The 16464-nt window shown below is 42.4% G+C and carries 12 protein-coding genes and 1 riboswitch; of the genes, 4 read left to right on the top strand and 8 right to left on the bottom strand.

Annotated features, from left to right (window positions below; translation table 11 throughout):
- Positions 1 to 29: 29 nt before the first annotated feature.
- Positions 30 to 902, bottom strand: coding sequence for an aldose epimerase family protein (locus tag NWP25_RS16270; RefSeq protein ID WP_280650457.1), 873 nt, complete (start codon positions 900 to 902; stop codon positions 30 to 32).
- A 65-nt stretch (positions 903 to 967) separates the two neighbouring features.
- Positions 968 to 2002, bottom strand: coding sequence for a pyruvate dehydrogenase (acetyl-transferring) E1 component subunit alpha (gene pdhA, locus NWP25_RS16265; RefSeq protein WP_280650458.1), 1035 nt, complete (start codon positions 2000 to 2002; stop codon positions 968 to 970).
- Between the two features lie 699 nt (positions 2003 to 2701).
- On the opposite strand from pdhA, the gene NWP25_RS16260 reads away from it, so the two are divergent.
- Together NWP25_RS16260 and NWP25_RS16255 are read left to right on the top strand one after the other, a co-directional pair.
- Complete coding sequence (locus NWP25_RS16260; protein WP_280699784.1) at positions 2702 to 4993, top strand: IMS domain-containing protein; 2292 nt, start codon at positions 2702 to 2704, stop codon at positions 4991 to 4993.
- 490 nt (positions 4994 to 5483) lie between these two features.
- Positions 5484 to 6734 (top strand): DUF4912 domain-containing protein, encoded by a 1251-nt coding sequence (locus NWP25_RS16255; protein WP_280650460.1) that lies wholly within the window; start codon positions 5484 to 5486, stop codon positions 6732 to 6734.
- A 240-nt stretch (positions 6735 to 6974) separates the two neighbouring features.
- Here the strand turns inward: NWP25_RS16255 and NWP25_RS16250 are convergent, their stop codons facing one another.
- From NWP25_RS16250 to ntrB, 4 genes are all read right to left on the bottom strand, one after another.
- A complete protein-coding gene (locus NWP25_RS16250) occupies positions 6975 to 7778 on the bottom strand; it encodes an SAM hydrolase/SAM-dependent halogenase family protein (protein WP_280650461.1) in 804 nt (267 codons plus the stop codon).
- Between the two features lie 3 nt (positions 7779 to 7781).
- The gene (locus NWP25_RS16245; RefSeq protein WP_280656591.1) at positions 7782 to 8615 is read right to left on the bottom strand and encodes an ABC transporter ATP-binding protein; all 834 of its coding nucleotides are present in this window, start codon (positions 8613 to 8615) and stop codon (positions 7782 to 7784) included.
- A gap of 51 nt (positions 8616 to 8666) precedes the next feature.
- The gene (locus NWP25_RS16240) at positions 8667 to 10109 is read right to left on the bottom strand and encodes an ABC transporter substrate-binding protein (RefSeq protein ID WP_280656592.1); all 1443 of its coding nucleotides are present in this window, start codon (positions 10107 to 10109) and stop codon (positions 8667 to 8669) included.
- A gap of 112 nt (positions 10110 to 10221) precedes the next feature.
- The gene (gene ntrB / locus NWP25_RS16235; RefSeq protein WP_280650464.1) at positions 10222 to 11073 is read right to left on the bottom strand and encodes a nitrate ABC transporter permease; all 852 of its coding nucleotides are present in this window, start codon (positions 11071 to 11073) and stop codon (positions 10222 to 10224) included.
- Positions 11074 to 11168: 95 nt separating this feature from the next.
- Positions 11169 to 11388, bottom strand: a riboswitch (cyclic di-AMP (ydaO/yuaA leader).
- A 210-nt stretch (positions 11389 to 11598) separates the two neighbouring features.
- Between ntrB and pirA the strand changes: the two genes are divergently transcribed.
- Complete coding sequence (pirA, locus tag NWP25_RS16230) at positions 11599 to 11754, top strand: arginine synthesis PII-interacting regulator PirA (protein WP_280650465.1); 156 nt, start codon at positions 11599 to 11601, stop codon at positions 11752 to 11754.
- Positions 11755 to 12409: 655 nt separating this feature from the next.
- Here pirA and NWP25_RS16225 read toward each other — a convergent pair.
- A complete protein-coding gene (locus NWP25_RS16225; protein ID WP_280650466.1) occupies positions 12410 to 13339 on the bottom strand; it encodes a DUF2382 domain-containing protein in 930 nt (309 codons plus the stop codon).
- 390 nt (positions 13340 to 13729) lie between these two features.
- Here NWP25_RS16225 and NWP25_RS16220 point away from each other — a divergent pair, with 390 nt between their 5' ends.
- Positions 13730 to 14554, top strand: a complete 825-nt coding sequence (locus NWP25_RS16220; RefSeq protein ID WP_280699783.1) for an S-layer homology domain-containing protein — start codon at positions 13730 to 13732, stop codon at positions 14552 to 14554.
- Positions 14555 to 14666: 112 nt separating this feature from the next.
- Here the strand turns inward: NWP25_RS16220 and aspS are convergent, their stop codons facing one another.
- Complete coding sequence (aspS, locus tag NWP25_RS16215; protein WP_280656595.1) at positions 14667 to 16454, bottom strand: aspartate--tRNA ligase; 1788 nt, start codon at positions 16452 to 16454, stop codon at positions 14667 to 14669.
- Positions 16455 to 16464 lie beyond the last annotated feature (10 nt).

The following is a 16464-nucleotide window of genomic DNA, read 5'->3' as shown; positions in this document are numbered from 1 at the left end:
CATGAGCATCTGTAAATTTGCAAATTGTTTTATAAAAAATTTGCTGTTAACCTGACAAATGCCGTGCCCATTGCGTTTGGATCTAATACAGTTAGGTTTTCGCCTGTATTGAGGGCGTTGCGAGAGGCTGTCCAGGGTTCTAGACAGTAGAAGTCTTTGCCTTTGAGGGTCCAAAACACCAGACAAGAGTAGATGGGATCATAATCCAAAACCAATTCTAGTGCACGACTGCGATCAATCACTGTGGCGGATTGGCTGGTCAAATTCTTAAAAGCAACATCAATTTCATCGCGGTTGAAATCAAAATTACCTGCAAATGAGTGAATTTCCTGACTACCTTTTTCTTGATAGTGCTGAGAGGGAATTTTCAACTCTAGCTGATTCTTATCAATACCGGTGAGAAAGTAAGGATGGAAACCAGCAGAAAAGGGCATGGGTGTGGATGACAAATTTTTATATTTCTGCCGAATTGCTAGAGTATTGCCTTGCAACTCATAGGTAAAAATTACTTCAAAGTCAAAAGGATAAACTGCCTTAGTTTCCTCGTTGCTACAAAGTACAAGAGTCAGGCTAGCTTGATTTTGAGTTTCTTGCTCAGTGACTTGCCAAGGTAAATCACGAGCGAAACCATGTTGTTTGAGAGTATACTGTTGCCCGTTATGACTGTAGGAATTATCTACTAAATTGCCACAGATAGGAAACAGAATCGGATTTCCACCTCTGACGCTCAAATCCGGATGAGTAAAGCGTTCAGTGTCTAGATAGAAAATTTCTTGCCCTTGGATACGCCAACGGGTGATGACACCGCCTCTTGCTGGCACTACTTCTATTTGAGATCCAGCACTTTCATCGGTGAGGATGTAAGTTTTGTATTGTTGGTGTTCAACAGTGATAGTAAACACAAGTTTTAGTCCTTATATGGTGAATGTGGAGTGCTAATCACTCAGCACTCAGTATATTGCACTTTTTAATGGTCTTCTGCGAATACGAAGCGATACAATTCCCTGGGGTCAGGTTCTGGGCTACTTTCGGCAAACCGAACGGCTTCATCGATTAATTCTTGAATTTTCCGGTCAATTGCTTTGAGTTCGCCATGGTCTGCTAACTTTTGCTCAATTAGATTATCTGCTAGTTTCTTAATGGGGTCACGGGAAAACCAGAATTCTTTTTCGGCTTTGCTTCGCATTTCATCGGGGTCGGCGAGGGAGTGTCCTCGGAAACGGTAGGTAAGGGCTTCAATTAATGTGGGACCTTCACCAGCACGAGCGCGGGCGATGGCTTCTTGGGCGACGGCCCGCACTGCTAGCACGTCCATACCGTCTACTTCCACGCCTACCATGTTAAATACACTGGCTTTTTTGTAAATCTCTGGCTGGGAAGTTGCTCGTTCGTGAGACATTCCAATTGCCCATTTATTATTTTCCACTACAAAAATAATCGGCAGTTTCCACAGAGCTGCCATATTTAAAGTCTCGAAAAATTGACCGTTGTTAGCCGCACCATCCCCAAAAAAACAGGCTGTTACTTGGTCGGCGTTTTGGTCTCCTAACACCTCCCGGCGGTATTTGCTTTGAAATGCTGCTCCAGCTGCTACAGGAATACCTTCAGCTACAAAAGCATAACCGCCTAGTAAACCATGCTCGGCAGAAAACATGTGCATGGAACCACCACGTCCTTTGCTACATCCTGTGGCTTTGCCAAATAATTCTGCCATTACTTCTCGAGCTGGTACACCTGCACTGAGCGCATGAACATGGTCGCGGTAGGTGCTGCAAACAAAATCTTCACCCGGTCGCATGGAGAGGATAACGCCTGTGGAAACGGCTTCTTGACCGTTGTACAGGTGGACAAAACCAAACATTTTGCCCCTGTAGTACATCTCAGCGCATTTGTCTTCAAATGAGCGGCCTAGTACCATGTCTTCGTATAACCGCAATCCTTCTTCTTTGGTGATTTTGGCATTGGCTGTATTAAATGTAGGTAGGGCGCGTTCTTGAACCATTATTTTCTAGTGTTCCTATAGTAAAGCTGAAACTTACCATCTCAAATAAGTTGCCTTCACGCAATATTTGCTCTTCGTTAGCTGGGCAGTGCTGAAGTCAACCACAAAAAAAATTATGCCCCAAAAAGGTTTATGGGCAATGGATCTGAAACAGTGAGTGAATTTTTGATTGTTATACCCACGATCTGGGAAGATTTCACCCCAAGGGCAACAGATACACCCTTGAGTTTTTTCTCTTTCTACTCCTATTCATAGGCTACCAATCAGGATAGCTTGGTTTCTGCATATCCATGCACAATTTAGAAAAATTGAACCAGAAAATTTCTCTATTGAGCTAGATACTTGTAAATTTAGTTTGTGTATGTTATCGTACATACTATTTAGTTAGCAACATATCTATTTAAAAGTAGTTTCTTTAACTCTGTAAATAGGGAAATCGGTGAAATATCAGCAACTTTGAGTAGTGACGGGCAAAAATACTAGGAATTAAAACAAAGTATTGACACTTTCTGGGCAAATGGGAAATTGTATCACTAAAATGTTATTCAAATTTTAGAGGGTAATAGGATAATTAGTTGCAATATACACTTATATTGTAATTTATCTACGGTATTATTCACGTTATTATTATGGCACGGTTTTACATGCCTGGAATGCTCTAGGTTAATTGTTTTGATCACAGTGCAGGGGAAGTAGACTGTGCGAATTCCGCTAGATTACTACCGAATTTTGGGATTACCGTTAGCGGCAAGTGATGAACAGTTGCGGCAATCATATAGTGATCGCATTGTGCAATTGCCACGACGAGAGTATTCCCAAGCAGCAATTTCTTCTCGCAAACAACTTATAGAAGAAGCTTACGTGGTTTTATCCAATGCTAAAGAACGTAGCAGTTATGACCAGCTTTATCTTGCCCATGCCTATGGTCATGACGGCAGCGGTAATGCTACTGTTTCCCCGGGAAACCAGACAGAAACCAACGACGGTGATCCCGATATTCAGGGTCTAAGTATCGACATTTCCCAAGAGGAATTAGTGGGTGCTTTATTAGTTTTGCAAGAGTTGGGGGAATATGAACTGGTACTAAAGCTCGGTCATAATTACCTGATGACTCAAAGCGCCATAGCATCTAACAGACAAGTTCATGATCTCAAAAGTGAAGAACTTTTACAAAGTTCTGATTACCCAGATATTGTGCTCACTGTTGCTTTGGCTTGTCTAGAACTAGGTCGGGAGCAATGGCAGCAAGGTCACTATGAAAATGCCGCTATTTCTCTGGAAACTGGTCAAGAACTGCTGGCTCATGAAGGGCTGTTTCCCAGCGTACAGGCCGAAATGCAGGGTGACCTGTACAAGTTGCGTCCCTATCGCATTTTGGAATTGTTGGCATTACCTGAGGAAAAGGTGGCTCAAAGACGCCAAGGTTTGGCATTTTTGCATGATATCTTGAATGATCGCGGTGGAATTGATGGTGGTGGTAATGATCAATCTGGTTTAAACATAGATGATTTTTTGCGCTTTATCCAGCAGTTACGCAATCATTTAACAGTTGCGGAACAGCATAAGCTATTTGAAGCGGAAAGTAAGCGTCCGTCTGCTGTTGCTACTTACTTGGCAGTTTATGCTCTATTAGCTAGGGGATTTACTCAACGCCAACCGGCTTTAATTCGTCAAGCCAAGCAAATGCTGATGCGTTTGGGGAAGCGTCAAGATGTACATTTAGAACAATCATTGTGTGCGCTGCTTCTCGGGCAGACTGAAGAAGCTACCCGTGTTTTGGAACTAAGTCAGGAATACGAAGCTTTGGCTTTTATTCGGGAAAAATCCCTAGATTCTCCCGACTTGCTACCCGGGCTATGTCTGTATGCAGAACATTGGTTACAAGATGAGGTATTCCTTCACTTTCGAGATTTAGCTAAACAGAAAGCGTTGCTGAAAGATTATTTTGCCAACCAACAGGTGCAAGCTTATTTAGAAGCCTTACCCACTGATGCGGAAACTACTAATGAATGGGCTGTAATCAATCGTCAGTCTTTTTCCCAGACTCCTTTGCAGAGTTATCATTCCACTGGTGTTTCTTTAGAATTTTCTGAAGGTAAGGCAAGATCACCGGGCTTACCAGGAGCTCCAGAACAGAAAATACATGAAAATCCGAGCTTTTCCCCAACTATTCGGAATATACCGCCAGATAAAATTTCACGGCATACTAACTCACAAACAAGTGTAGGAGAATTTTCTCGTCCTGCACGCACAACTAAAGTAACTAATCCTGATGTCACCAGTACAGCTGGGTCTACTCCCACTCGTCAAGTCAAAAAGCGCCGGAGGCGAAAGCTCCATCCAAATGTCAACGGGGGTCATCCTCAAGGAAAACAAAAGGTTGTTGGTACTTTAGCAGGCAAAACACAACTTGTTTGGACTATATTTGCTTCTTTGGTAGGTATTCTAGTTTTTTGGCTGTTAGTTTCAACGATGTTTGGATGGGTAAAAAATTTGTTCTCCCCTGTACCAGTTTTGCAGGGTGAACAGTTATTGGTGGAAATTAATAAACCAGCAATTGAAATTCCAGACCCAAGCAGCAAGTTGCAATCGGCAGAAGGTTCTCTGACAGACGGAACGTCCCAAGAAGTTATTCAAACTTGGCTATCTACTAAAGCAGCAGCTTTAGGACCAAAACATAAGGTGGATAGTTTAGAAGACATCTTAACAGGTAAAGTCCTTTCTCAATGGCGGCAGCTTGCCCAACAAGAGAGGTCACAGAATCGCTATCGGACATATAACCACACACTGAATGTGGAGTATGTTGATCAAAAGTTGGATCAAGCTGTAGTTGTGGCTACGGTGAGGGAAGTAACACAGTTCTATGACAAGGGTCAGCTCAGAAATTTTTCTGATGAAACTTTGCGTGTGCGATATTCTTTAATTCGAGAAGCTGATTTTTGGCGCATCGAAAATATGTCAGTTATTAATCAGGTTAGTATGAGTTTTTAATGGTTTGGTCAGTGAATGTGGTCTGGGGCAAATTTTTTAGTCCCTCAGATACTCCTCAGTCCCCCTTTTTTAGGGGGATTTTAACGGCTGAAGGGGTAAATGTCATGAGTTCATGACATTTACCCCTTTGGATGAACCCACTAATTTGAGTTTTGTCATGAAATAATGACATTAGGATCCCGAAAGAGCCGATAAATTCGTATAACAGGCAAAAAAGTGACTTTGAACCCCTTGATCCCTACCAAGGTTTACTGGTTAATATTTACTTAACAAAAGAACTCCTTCGATCCCGAAGAAATGCTAATGATGGCATGATGGCTGGATGGCAAGGCAGTGAATTTTAATTTAAAAACAAACTAAAAAGTTAAAACTGGGCAAAACCAGAAGTCAGGAGTCAGAAATTCATCTGGGGTGGATGAAATTTTATTTTATAGAAGATTCTGTAACCCAGGGAAATCATTTACCTTGCACACTACTGGAGGCCAAAATTGTGGCAAAAGAACGCCCACCATTAGAAGAGATGACACTAAGGCAACTACGCAAAGTTGCCAGTGAATACAGCGTCTCTCGCTATAGCCGAATGCGTAAATCTCAGCTGCTGGCAGCAATTCAAGAAGTCCAGCGCAGTAAAGTAACGCTTAGTCCAACTCGTTCACTGGAGGCACAGGAAACCGTGGAAGCAGCAAAATTTGAATTGGGTCAAGAAGACCGTACTGGTGGTTCTCTGGCTGATGTTGATGAAGGACTGGCCGATCTACCACAAGGTTACGGTGAAAGTCGGATCGTACTTTTACCCCGCGATCCTCAGTGGGCTTACACCTACTGGGATGTTCCCAATGAGCATAAAACGGAACTACGCCAAGAAGGGGGACAGCAATTAGCATTGCGGATCTATGATGTAACCGATATCGATCTTGATCAGCAAAGTCCTCACAGCATTCAGGAATATCCGGCTGACGAGCTGGCAAGAGAATGGTACATTCCTATTCCTGTTAGTGATCGCGATTATGTTGTAGATATCGGCTACCGTACTGCTGATGGTCGTTGGTTAGTTTTAGCGCGTTCTGCGAGAGTACACATTCCACCTGTTTATCCATCTGACTGGATTGAGGATGCGTTTATTACTGTTAACTTTGACGAAGACCTACGTGGTAAGACTATTTACGAGTTAGTACCCCCTGGGAAGAAAGCTACTGGTGCAGGAGTAGGTGTAACTGGTAACGCCCCCATCTACGAGGAAATCTTTGGCTTGGCTGAATCTGCTGAGGCACAACGAGTTGCTGGTTCTCTGTTCGGTTCGATGCAGCACGTACCAGGTTCTGTAAGTCCCGAACAGGCTATCAGTTCCTACGTTTTCCCCTCTGGTGTGGGTATGTGGGCAGTTCCCACTGTGTCTGGTCTAACTATGTCTGGTGTGGGTATGTCTGGTGCTGGCTTCTCAGCTGGCGCTATACCAATGCGTCCTCGCAAATTCTGGTTAGTTGCTGATGCTGAGTTGATTGTTTACGGTGCAACGGAGCCTGATGCTACTGTAACCATTGGTGGTCGTCCAATTAAGCTGAATCCAGATGGTACATTCCGCTTCCAGATGTCTTTCCAAGATGGTTTAATTGATTATCCAATTTTGGCTGTTGCGGCTGATGGTGAGCAAACACGATCAATTCATATGAAGTTCAATCGTGAGACTCCATCCCGAAATACCAATACTAAAGATGAAGCTGTTTTAGAATGGTTGGCTTAAGTTCCTGATTGGAATTGAGAAAATTAAATTGCTTCCCGCTATGTTAATTACATGGCGGGCTTTTGTTTTCTCACATAATTTTAAATTCAGCTTACTGGACTGGATGCTTGGGATTAGCTAATTTTTGGGTGTTATTTATTGCCAATATCTGGGGTAATTGCTTGGAATCCTTTAGGTGAGTCAAATACTAAGAACAAAATTGCCCAAATTTCTCATAAAACCTGTTTTGATTCACGTTACCTATAAAAATAAGATTTGTAACGAATCCTGACAATTCATCTGCAAGTGTGAGGCTGCGTTACGGCTATTAATGGCAATTTCTACCCAGCCATGACTACCAATCAAAGCCGCGACTTCGCCTACATCAACATCACCATAAGTTGCACATCCCGGTATGGTCAACCCAGAGGCCTGCACACACCAATTTTTACCTTGGACATATTTTCCGGGAATATTGCTGACTAAGTTACCAAAATGATCAATATACTGAATACAACCTGTTACGCCAGAATGAGTTGGGTGGTATTCTTGTATATCTAACTTTACCAAAGTAGCAGCATCGATTTTTTGCCCTAGCTTTTTTAACGGGACACCAGTGGCGAGATGAGCGCCCACTGGTGCGAAGATGTCTCTACCGTGAAAAGTTTTGCTAGGTTCGGGGGTGTGCCAATAATGAGGGTTCGTGAGTTCAATGGTGTTGATTGCCGGAGTTTGAGCCAGTACGCCGCTAAATATGCCGTTGTCTGGCCCTACTAAAAACCCTTGAGCAAATTCTACCGCGATCGCCCTTCGCTTACTGCCTACTCCCGGATCTACCACTGCCACATAAACTGTCCCCTGGGGAAAATATGGGTAAGCACTCATGAGACAAAACCTAGCGGCGGCGATGTTTTGCGCTGAAATTTGGTGTGTTAAGTCTATTACCCTGATGTGGGGATTGATTTGAGCCACAACCCCTTTCATCACACCAGCATAAATATCGCGATCGCCAAAATCCGTCAGTAGTGCTATGAGTGATGGTTGATTTACTTGTTTATCGGTCATGACTTATTCGTCTTGTGTAAAGTATTTATCCAGGAAATTAATAGCATGGTTGCGGATTTCAAAATATTCTTTTGATTTTGCTATGACAGCACGGTCTCGTGGACGTTGAAAAGGAATCTTTAATATTTCTCCAATTGTTGCTGCTGGACCATTAGTCATTAACACGATGCGGTCAGACATATAAATGGCTTCATCTACATCGTGAGTTATCATCATTACTGCTTGCCGATTATTTTCCCAAATATTTAACACTTCTCGTTGTAACTTGCCCTTAGTTAAGGCATCTAATGCCCCAAAAGGTTCGTCCATTAGCAACATTTTTGGTCTTATTGCTAAAGCTCTGGCAATACCTACTCTTTGTTTCATACCTCCAGAAATTTCATCTGGATATTTATTGGCTGCTGACATTAAGTTCACCATTGCTAAATGTTGGTTAACAATGCTAATTTTTTCGGAGCGATTAGCATTTTTCAGCACTTCATCTACTCCTAGACGGATATTTTCTCGCACAGTTAACCAAGGTAAGAGTGAGTAGCCTTGAAAAACCATCATTCTTTCGGCTCCTGGCTGGCGAATTTCTTTTCCATCTAGGCGTACTGATCCAGAAGTTGCTTTTTCTAACCCAGCTACTATCTTTAATAGTGTTGATTTACCACATCCAGAGTGACCAATGATAGAAATATATTCGTCTTCCCCAATAGTTAGATTAACTTTATCTAGAACAACAAAATTACCTGAAGGTGTGGGATAAGACTTGACTAAGTTTTCAATTTCTAAAAAGTTATGGCGAGACTTAACTTGGTTCCTGTTGTTTACTAGTAATGGCATATCTTTCATAATGAAAATTTCCTCAAAATTTCAAGTGATGTAGTTATGTGCAGTTGGGATTTAAGACATGAAGAAACTTGTGGGAGCGTTAGCTCTAATTGCAAACCGTTTTAAATATCCCACTGGGTCACTAGGGTCAAAGCCGATTTTGTCGATGAACATTTCTGGCGGTTCCACTTTATAGTCATCTTGGGGAGATGGAATGCCCATTTCATCTGCTATGTCCCGATATAAATCTGTTCTCCAGCTGCGTTCAGTTATTTGATCTGCATTTTTGGGAAATTTGGAAATTTGTCCCCAACGGGTGGCTTGTGTCATTAACCAAATGCTTTGGGATCTCCATAAGAATGTCGAATGGTTTCCTAGCGGTTCAACTAGGTTATTGGGAAGATCAAAGAAAATTGTGGTATCGGCAGATTTAATGGTGCGGTCTTTGCCATCAAAGCCACCGTAGCTGTAATTGCCGATAATTCCTGGGCTAGTCAATTTGGCAATGGGTGCATCTGCTTGTTTGGGTCTAGCGCCTGTAAACGAAACGTCTGTAATTAGTTCTGCAACTTCTTGGCGATTTTCTGGTTGGCTGCAATACTGGCAGGCTGCTATCATTGCCTTAACCAAAGAACGATAGGTTCTGGGATAATTGTCAATGAAGGATTCCATGACTGCCAGTAGTCGGTCTGGGTGTGCTAACCAAATTTCTTTGCCTTGGGCGAAAGTGAAGCCGATACCTTGATTGCCCGTAATTGCTCTGGTGTTCCAAGGTTCCGCCACCATGTAAGCTTGCATTGCCCCAATTCGCACATTTGTCACCATCTGGGGAGGTGGAACAATGATAATGCGGAATTCTTTGAGTGGGTCAACACCTGCAGCTGCGGATAAGTAGCGGATAAAGTATTCGTAAATCGAAGAACTGAGAACTACTGCCCAAACTTTGCCTTCTGTTGGTTGCTGTTGAAAATAGCTACGAAAATCATGTCCGAACGCTGCTAATGCACCATCGCCATATTTTTGTTGGTACTCGTACCACGGACGCAAGCCAAAATCCCACATAGCTTTGTTCATAGTCATGGCATTACCGTGACGATGAATGGTCATAGCTGCACATAAGGGGGCATGACGTGCGCCTTCTGCACCGATTCTGGCGTTGGTGACAGCACCGGATACCACCGGGGAGGCATCTAAACGACCGAATATTAGACCGTCGCGGGATGTCGCCCAACTAGCTTCGCGGTTGAGTGTCACGTTCAAACCATATTTGCGGAAGAAACCTTTTTTCCAGGCGATAGCAAATGGGGCACAATCATTAACAGGTACATAACCAACAGTAATGTTGGGTTTTTCTAGTTCCTCAGATTTGACTAATGGTTCAACAGCTAGGGCTTCTTGAGTTAACCCTTTGCTACCAGTATTTCTAGGGATGGCGCAGGATGAAAACCCTATTCCAACTGTTGTTGTTCCTATGGCTTTTACAAAGTTTCGTCGAGTCCAATGATTATCACTCATTTTTTTAATCGCTCCAGTGGTAATCAATTATTTTTCGGTCATTTTTTCGCAAGCTAAGGCAAAGATGCCAATTTAAATTGGGTCTTGCTAGTTTTTAATCACTTCAGTTTTGTTAGTTAAAAGTTGTAGGTCTGTGGGTAACTAGTTCTTGGATTTTCCCTACTGCGTAGTCTAAAACTAGTCCAGTGACACCAATAACTAAGACGGCTAAAAACACTGCACTGAGATTGAAACGACTCCATTCATCCCAGACAAAAAAGCCAATACCGATACCACCTGTAAGCATTTCTACTGCAACGATAACTAGCCAGGCAATACCTAAACTAATGCGTAATCCTGTGAAAATATAGGGTAAACTCGCTGGCCAGATAATTTTCGTAATTTGTCGCCAATGAGGCATTTCTAATACTTTGGCCACATTTAAATAATCCTTGGGAACTCTGGCAACTCCCAAGGCAGTATTAATAATTGTTGGCCACAGGGACGTAATAAAAATCACAAAAATCGCGGAAGGTTCTGCCAAGTTAAAGATTGCTAACGCAATGGGCAACCAAGCCAAGGGTGATACGGGTTTAAAAATCTGAATGATCGGATTAAACGCTAGCATGGCGGGTTTAGACATACCAATGAAAAATCCCAAGGGAATCGCCACTACTGTACCTAATAAAAAACCAATCAATACGCGCTGCAGACTAGCTATCAATAACCAGCCAATTCCTAAATTTCCCGGGCCTCTTCGATAAAAAGGATGTAATATGTAATCAAGATTGGCGATTAACGCCTCAGGTGGGGTGGGCATTAATTCATGATTCATTAGTGCTACTACCCACCACACAACAATAACTCCCAACAACCCCAAGGCAGGTAGGAGAAAAGCATCTCTGGCAACTACAGGCTTGGTTTTTTTCCATGCAGTGTGCCCAGCAACAGCTACAATCGCTAACAAATTTAGTTGAAATACCATTCACGACCTCAACAGACTAAGTGCAGTCATAAAAATCTGAGCACTACCAGCCTCGGACACTGATGAGATCAAAACACCACAAGAATGCTGTCTCTTCAGTCTCCTCTCAATGCCTACGAAGTTAGCTGACGGGCTAGGGCTGAGAGATGCCCTTCTCTGGTGGATTTAGGATTTCATAGATTGGGAAGTTGAAATGAATCCTCAGTTTCAAACTTCAAATCTTTTTAGCCGTTAACTCAGAGATACGCCCCAAACTTTGGTTCCTCCGCTCCAGTGTTAGGCGCTACGAAACACCGGATTAGGCTGACTTACTCAAGCTTACTATAAAGTATACATGAATATTCTTATTTGGCAATAAAAATAAAATCACTAAATATTACAACCGTCTTCAATTTCTTTTTCCGGAGCAGCATAACAGGCTGAGTAATAATTTATATTAAGAGATATTTTTCTGTATTTATAGATACTAAAAACATGGTATGTTAAAAGTGTCAGGCATGAGAATAGTTAAAAAGGAGTATTCTGATGAGTCAGAATAGACTATCAGCCATAAATCAAGCACAAAAAGCCCACAGAATGAGTATTCAAAAAAGCCTAGAGCATCGCTTGCAAGTGGCTAAGGCCAGTGGAGACAGCAAGCTGATTGATCAACTGGAAGCGGAAATAAAATATTTCAGCTAATATTTCGGATAAATATCCACTTTTTGGCTTATGGTTTTTTTTAACACCCAGCTGGGGGGCGTTTTTTGTTTAAAGGAGGTAAATGTAGTTAAATCAAATACCCCTAAAAACTTCTCAAACCTTCTCACTTTTCTAGCTGAAAAGCAAATTTGAGGAGGCTTTTTTAATTTTGAATAGGTTTCTTTGAGCAGTTGGCAATTTGACACTCTTGGGGCTAAAGCCAGGGAGATTCTACATTCTACGTCAGAATTTGCCACAGCAGGTTTTCACCAGATAGAGTATTGATTCCAACGCCTGGAGGGTTAATATACCTGACCCCACGCCAGGGAAACGGGCATGGCCTCCCCTGTTTTTTGCTAAATTGAGAATGCTTAGTGCTGCATTCACATCTCCGTAAAACTCACACCCACAAATACACACCCACTGGTAATATTTGTACAGAAACGCTTAAACGCTACATTTCTCAACAAAGGGAATAGCTAAAATCACTGAGGCGTAAACCCCTGGACTGGGTTTTATCCCTTCGCTGAACGAGGGCTAAGTTTTTCCCCAAAATCGAAAACTGAACCTCAAGGGTTTCCAGCCTATTTTGTTATCACTGCATTCACCCCCATAGTATTGGCATATTCAGCTACGGAATCATATTGAAAATTGCTTAACTTCCTCTTGTCCGTGGGGGATCATTATCCTTACTAATGTCTAATTCTTCGCGACGCAGGTCTTCTTGAGCTTGAACTGTATGTTCTTCTACAACCTTCTTAACTTTTACTTCTTCACGCACAACAGGTTCCTTGCGAACTTCCGCAGTTTCTTCGTAAATATCCATACGTACAACTTCACCTTCGCGGAAGTTAACTTCACCAGGGGCAGCTGTTTTTCCAGCATCGGGTGGGGTAGTGCGTTCAATAATTACACGCTCTTTTTCCACTGGTATAGAAACTGCTGATCTTTGCGTTTCAACGTGCTTACCAACTGCTACCTCTCCTGTTTTCGCACGGGATTTATCAGCAATTAACCGCTCTTCGTACAGTTTGAGATTTTGATGATCTCCCTCGGTGATGGTGTATAGTTCCGGTTCTCGCTCGTAAGTATAAGTATCACGATCATAAGTAGGACTAGGTGCGGGTGGGGTTGTGCTGATTGCGCTTTCAGAATAAGTGGATGAAATATCTACAGGTGTCGAAGTCTCTACAGGTGTCGAAGTCTCTAAAGGTGACTGTACATATGGAGTGCGATATACTCCGCGAACCCGTTCTTCATAATCGTAATCAACAGGTTCAAGCTCGTTAAAATCAGGCAAGTTTTCTACTTGTTCTCGGGTAAGTCCTGTAGCGTAGACTCGTTGGTCTGCATAACTAATGCGAGTACGTCCAATTGGTAACAAAACTTTCTTACCAAAAATCCAAAAGCCTGTATCTACAACTAAGTAACGAAAACGTCCAGTATCGTCTACCAAAATATCTTTCACTGTGCCAACTCTTTCATTATTGATATCTGAGTAGACATCAAAGTCTTTAATTGCATAATTATCAACATCAGGAGTTGTATACTCAGCACCAAAATCATCAAGTTTATAAAGAACCATATTAGCATTTACCAAAATCTACATTTCCCATCCTAGAGGATACGTTATGTTTATACTTCCTTCTGGGGATTTAATACTTCTAGTAGATTTCAGTAGCTCAAATTAAAAAAGGTAATAATATGTTTCGTGCTATAGACTAATTAAATTCATGAAATCTGATTTATAACTTTAGACACAATTGTTTTAATCGACAGGTAGATAACTATGGAAAGACAAAGAAAATATTATATAAATACATATCAAATTTACAGATAAATACAACAATTGACAGGTAAATGAAGTACATATTTGTAGATTATAAATCTTGTGGGTTAACCACTGGGTCGCTTTTACCTCACTTGGATGAAAAATTAGCTGTAATTTAATTTAAGTTAATGGAGGTATGTTTGCATGTCTAATTTATGTCGTTTTTCTGGATTAAGTACATCTTTGGTAACTTTGGGAGTAGCAGCAAATCTAACTTCTCCAGCTTTGGCACAGAATATTTTTCCTGATGTTCCTTCTAACTATTGGGCGGAACCATTTATTGAACGTTTAGCCGAAAGAAATATTGTTGTGGGATATCCAGATGGCACATTTCGACCAGAACAGGCTGTAGAACGTGATGAATTTGCAGCAATGATTCGTAAAGCTTTTGATAAAGAGCCAGTGCGGGAGCTAAAAGATGCAAGTGTTTATCAAGATGTTCCTCAAGGATATTGGGCATCTCCCGCCATTAAAGAAGCTTATCAACAAGGATTTATGAGTGGTTATCCTGGTGGTTTCTTTCGTCCAAATCAGCCAGTTACTAGAGTAGATGGGATAGTCACCCTGACTAGAGGCTTAAACTTAACACCAGAAACGCCACAAATAGCTCGCCGAAGTTTGAGAAGGCAGATATATTTGCCGCTAGCAATGACTTTTTTAATGCAGCCCTTAGTGGCAGCACCTCCAACAACTACCTCTGTAGTAGCACTTGCACAAAATTACTATGCTGATGCCCAGGCAATTCCTCAGTATGCTGTGAATGATGTGGGCATAGCGACACAAAAAAATATGGTGGTCAATTATCCTAATTCGAGACTGCTAAATCCTAACCAACCTCTCAGACGTGCCACTGCGGCTGCTTTTATTCATCAAACTTTGGTTGCTCAAGATAGAATTGAACCCCTGCCTAGTAATGTAGAAGCTGATAACTATGTTGTTCGGCCCCGAGTTACTCAGGTTGGAGGATAAGAGTTTACCGATGAGACGAAGAGGGAATTTAAATATGGTTGTGATTTCCCCTGGCTAGATAGAGACGTTCCATGGAACGTCTCTACATTGCTTTGTCAATAATTAAACCTCGTTAAGATTTAGGTTTGTAGGTCGAGGCAACGTGCAACTCTTTGAGCTGCTTGACATCTACCCCAGAAGGGGCATCTGTGAGCAAACAACGGGCTTGTTGTGTTTTGGGAAAAGCGATTACATCACGAATTGATTCTTCCCTGGCTAGCAACATAACCAAACGGTCTAAACCATAGGCAATACCACCATGGGGCGGTGTACCATATTCAAAAGCTTCTAAGAGAAAGCCAAATTTACAGTGTGCTTCTTCAGGAGACAAACCAATGGCTTCAAATACCTGCTGTTGAATATCGCTTTGATAAATTCGCAGACTTCCGCCACCAATTTCTAAACCGTTTAACACTAAATCGTAAGCTTGGGCGCGTGCAGTTTTTATATCACTCACATCTTCTGGATGGGGTGCGGTAAAGGGGTGGTGCAGTGCTTCTAGGCGTTTTTCGTCAGCATTCCACTCAAACATGGGGAAATCTGTAATCCAGAGCAAGTTGATTTTTTCTGGATTAATTAACTTAAACTCCCTAGCAACAACTTGCCGCAACTTGTCTAAAGTTTTATTAACTGTGGCTGTGTCACCTGCACCAAATAATAGCAAATGACCGACTTTTGCACCTGTACGTTGCAAAATTTCCTGTTTCTGCTCTGGGGTGAGGTTGTCTTTAATTGCGCCAATGGTGTCAATTTCACCATTTTCTCGGACGCGGATAAAAGCTAAACCTTTGGCTCCGGCTTCGCTGGCTTCTCTAAATAAGTCACCGCCTGGTTTAATGCGGACGTTAGAGATGGCATCGTTACCGTCGGGAATTGGCAGAATTTTGACGATTCCACCATGGGCGATGGCATCGCGAAAGACTTTAAAACCAGAGTCTTTTAAGATATCGGAAACATTGACTAATTCTAAACCATAGCGGGTATCTGGTTTATCACTACCATAGCGTTCCATGGACTCGGCATAAGTTAGGCGAGGGAATGGTAAGTTTAACTCAATGCCTTTAACTGTTTTGAAGATATGAGCAACTAACTTTTCATTCAGCGCTATAATTTCCTCTTGGGACATGAAACTCATTTCCATGTCCAGTTGAGTAAATTCTGGTTGTCTGTCGGCGCGTAAATCTTCGTCACGGAAACAACGGGCAATCTGATAATATCTATCCATGCCCGATACCATTAGTATTTGTTTGAATAGTTGGGGTGATTGCGGCAAAGCGAACCACTCGCCGGGATTGGCACGACTGGGTAAGATGTAATCTCTGGCACCTTCTGGGGTGGAACGGGTCAGGATGGGGGTTTCGACTTCAATAAAACCTTCGAGGTCTTCTAGGTAGCGACGCATGGCTTTGACGACTTGATGACGCAATTGCATGTTTTGTGCCATGCGTTCTCGTCGCAAATCCAAATAACGATACTTTAGCCGTAAGTCTTCCCGCACACCTTCAGTATCAGCCGTGGAGACTTGGAATGGTAGTTGTTTCCCAACGCCGTTGAGTAGCGTAATTTGATCCGCGTAGATTTCTACTTCGCCTGTGGGAATGCGGGGATTCAAAGATTCTTCGGGACGCTGGGTTACTCTGCCGGTGATTTGGACAACGTATTCATTCCGCAGGGTGTTAGCCTGCTGGTAGGAATCTGGGGTGCGTTGTGGGTCACTGACAATTTGGACAATGCCAGAGCGATCGCGCAAATCTAAGAATATCACGCCCCCATGATCGCGGCGACGGTCTACCCAGCCGTACAAGGTAACAGTTTCTCCAATATGTTTTTTTCGGAGTTCGCCGCAATAGTGAGTTCGCATAGGTGTTAGT

Origin of the sequence: Umezakia ovalisporum Ak1311, assembly GCF_029891685.1 — a bacterium.
GTDB classification, from domain to species: Bacteria; Cyanobacteriota; Cyanobacteriia; order Cyanobacteriales; family Nostocaceae; genus Umezakia; species Umezakia ovalisporum.
Note: the sequence above shows the minus strand (reverse complement) of the source record. Positions and strands in the feature narration are given on the sequence as shown.

Bases quoted from the DNA above. Each gene is read 5' to 3' on its own strand.
- pdhA (WP_280650458.1), bottom strand. From the start codon at position 2,002: ATGGTTCAAGAACGCGCCCTACCTACATTTAATACAGCCAATGCCAAA.
- NWP25_RS16245 (WP_280656591.1), bottom strand. From the start codon at position 8,615: ATGAAAGATATGCCATTACTAGTAAACAACAGGAACCAAGTTAAGTCT.
- ntrB (WP_280650464.1), bottom strand. From the start codon at position 11,073: ATGGTATTTCAACTAAATTTGTTAGCGATTGTAGCTGTTGCTGGGCAC.
- NWP25_RS16240 (WP_280656592.1), bottom strand. From the start codon at position 10,109: ATGAGTGATAATCATTGGACTCGACGAAACTTTGTAAAAGCCATAGGA.
- NWP25_RS16220 (WP_280699783.1), top strand. From the start codon at position 13,730: ATGTCTAATTTATGTCGTTTTTCTGGATTAAGTACATCTTTGGTAACT.
- NWP25_RS16250 (WP_280650461.1), bottom strand. From the start codon at position 7,778: ATGACCGATAAACAAGTAAATCAACCATCACTCATAGCACTACTGACG.
- aspS (WP_280656595.1), bottom strand. From the start codon at position 16,454: ATGCGAACTCACTATTGCGGCGAACTCCGAAAAAAACATATTGGAGAA.
- pirA (WP_280650465.1), top strand. From the start codon at position 11,599: ATGAGTCAGAATAGACTATCAGCCATAAATCAAGCACAAAAAGCCCAC.
- NWP25_RS16225 (WP_280650466.1), bottom strand. From the start codon at position 13,339: ATGGTTCTTTATAAACTTGATGATTTTGGTGCTGAGTATACAACTCCT.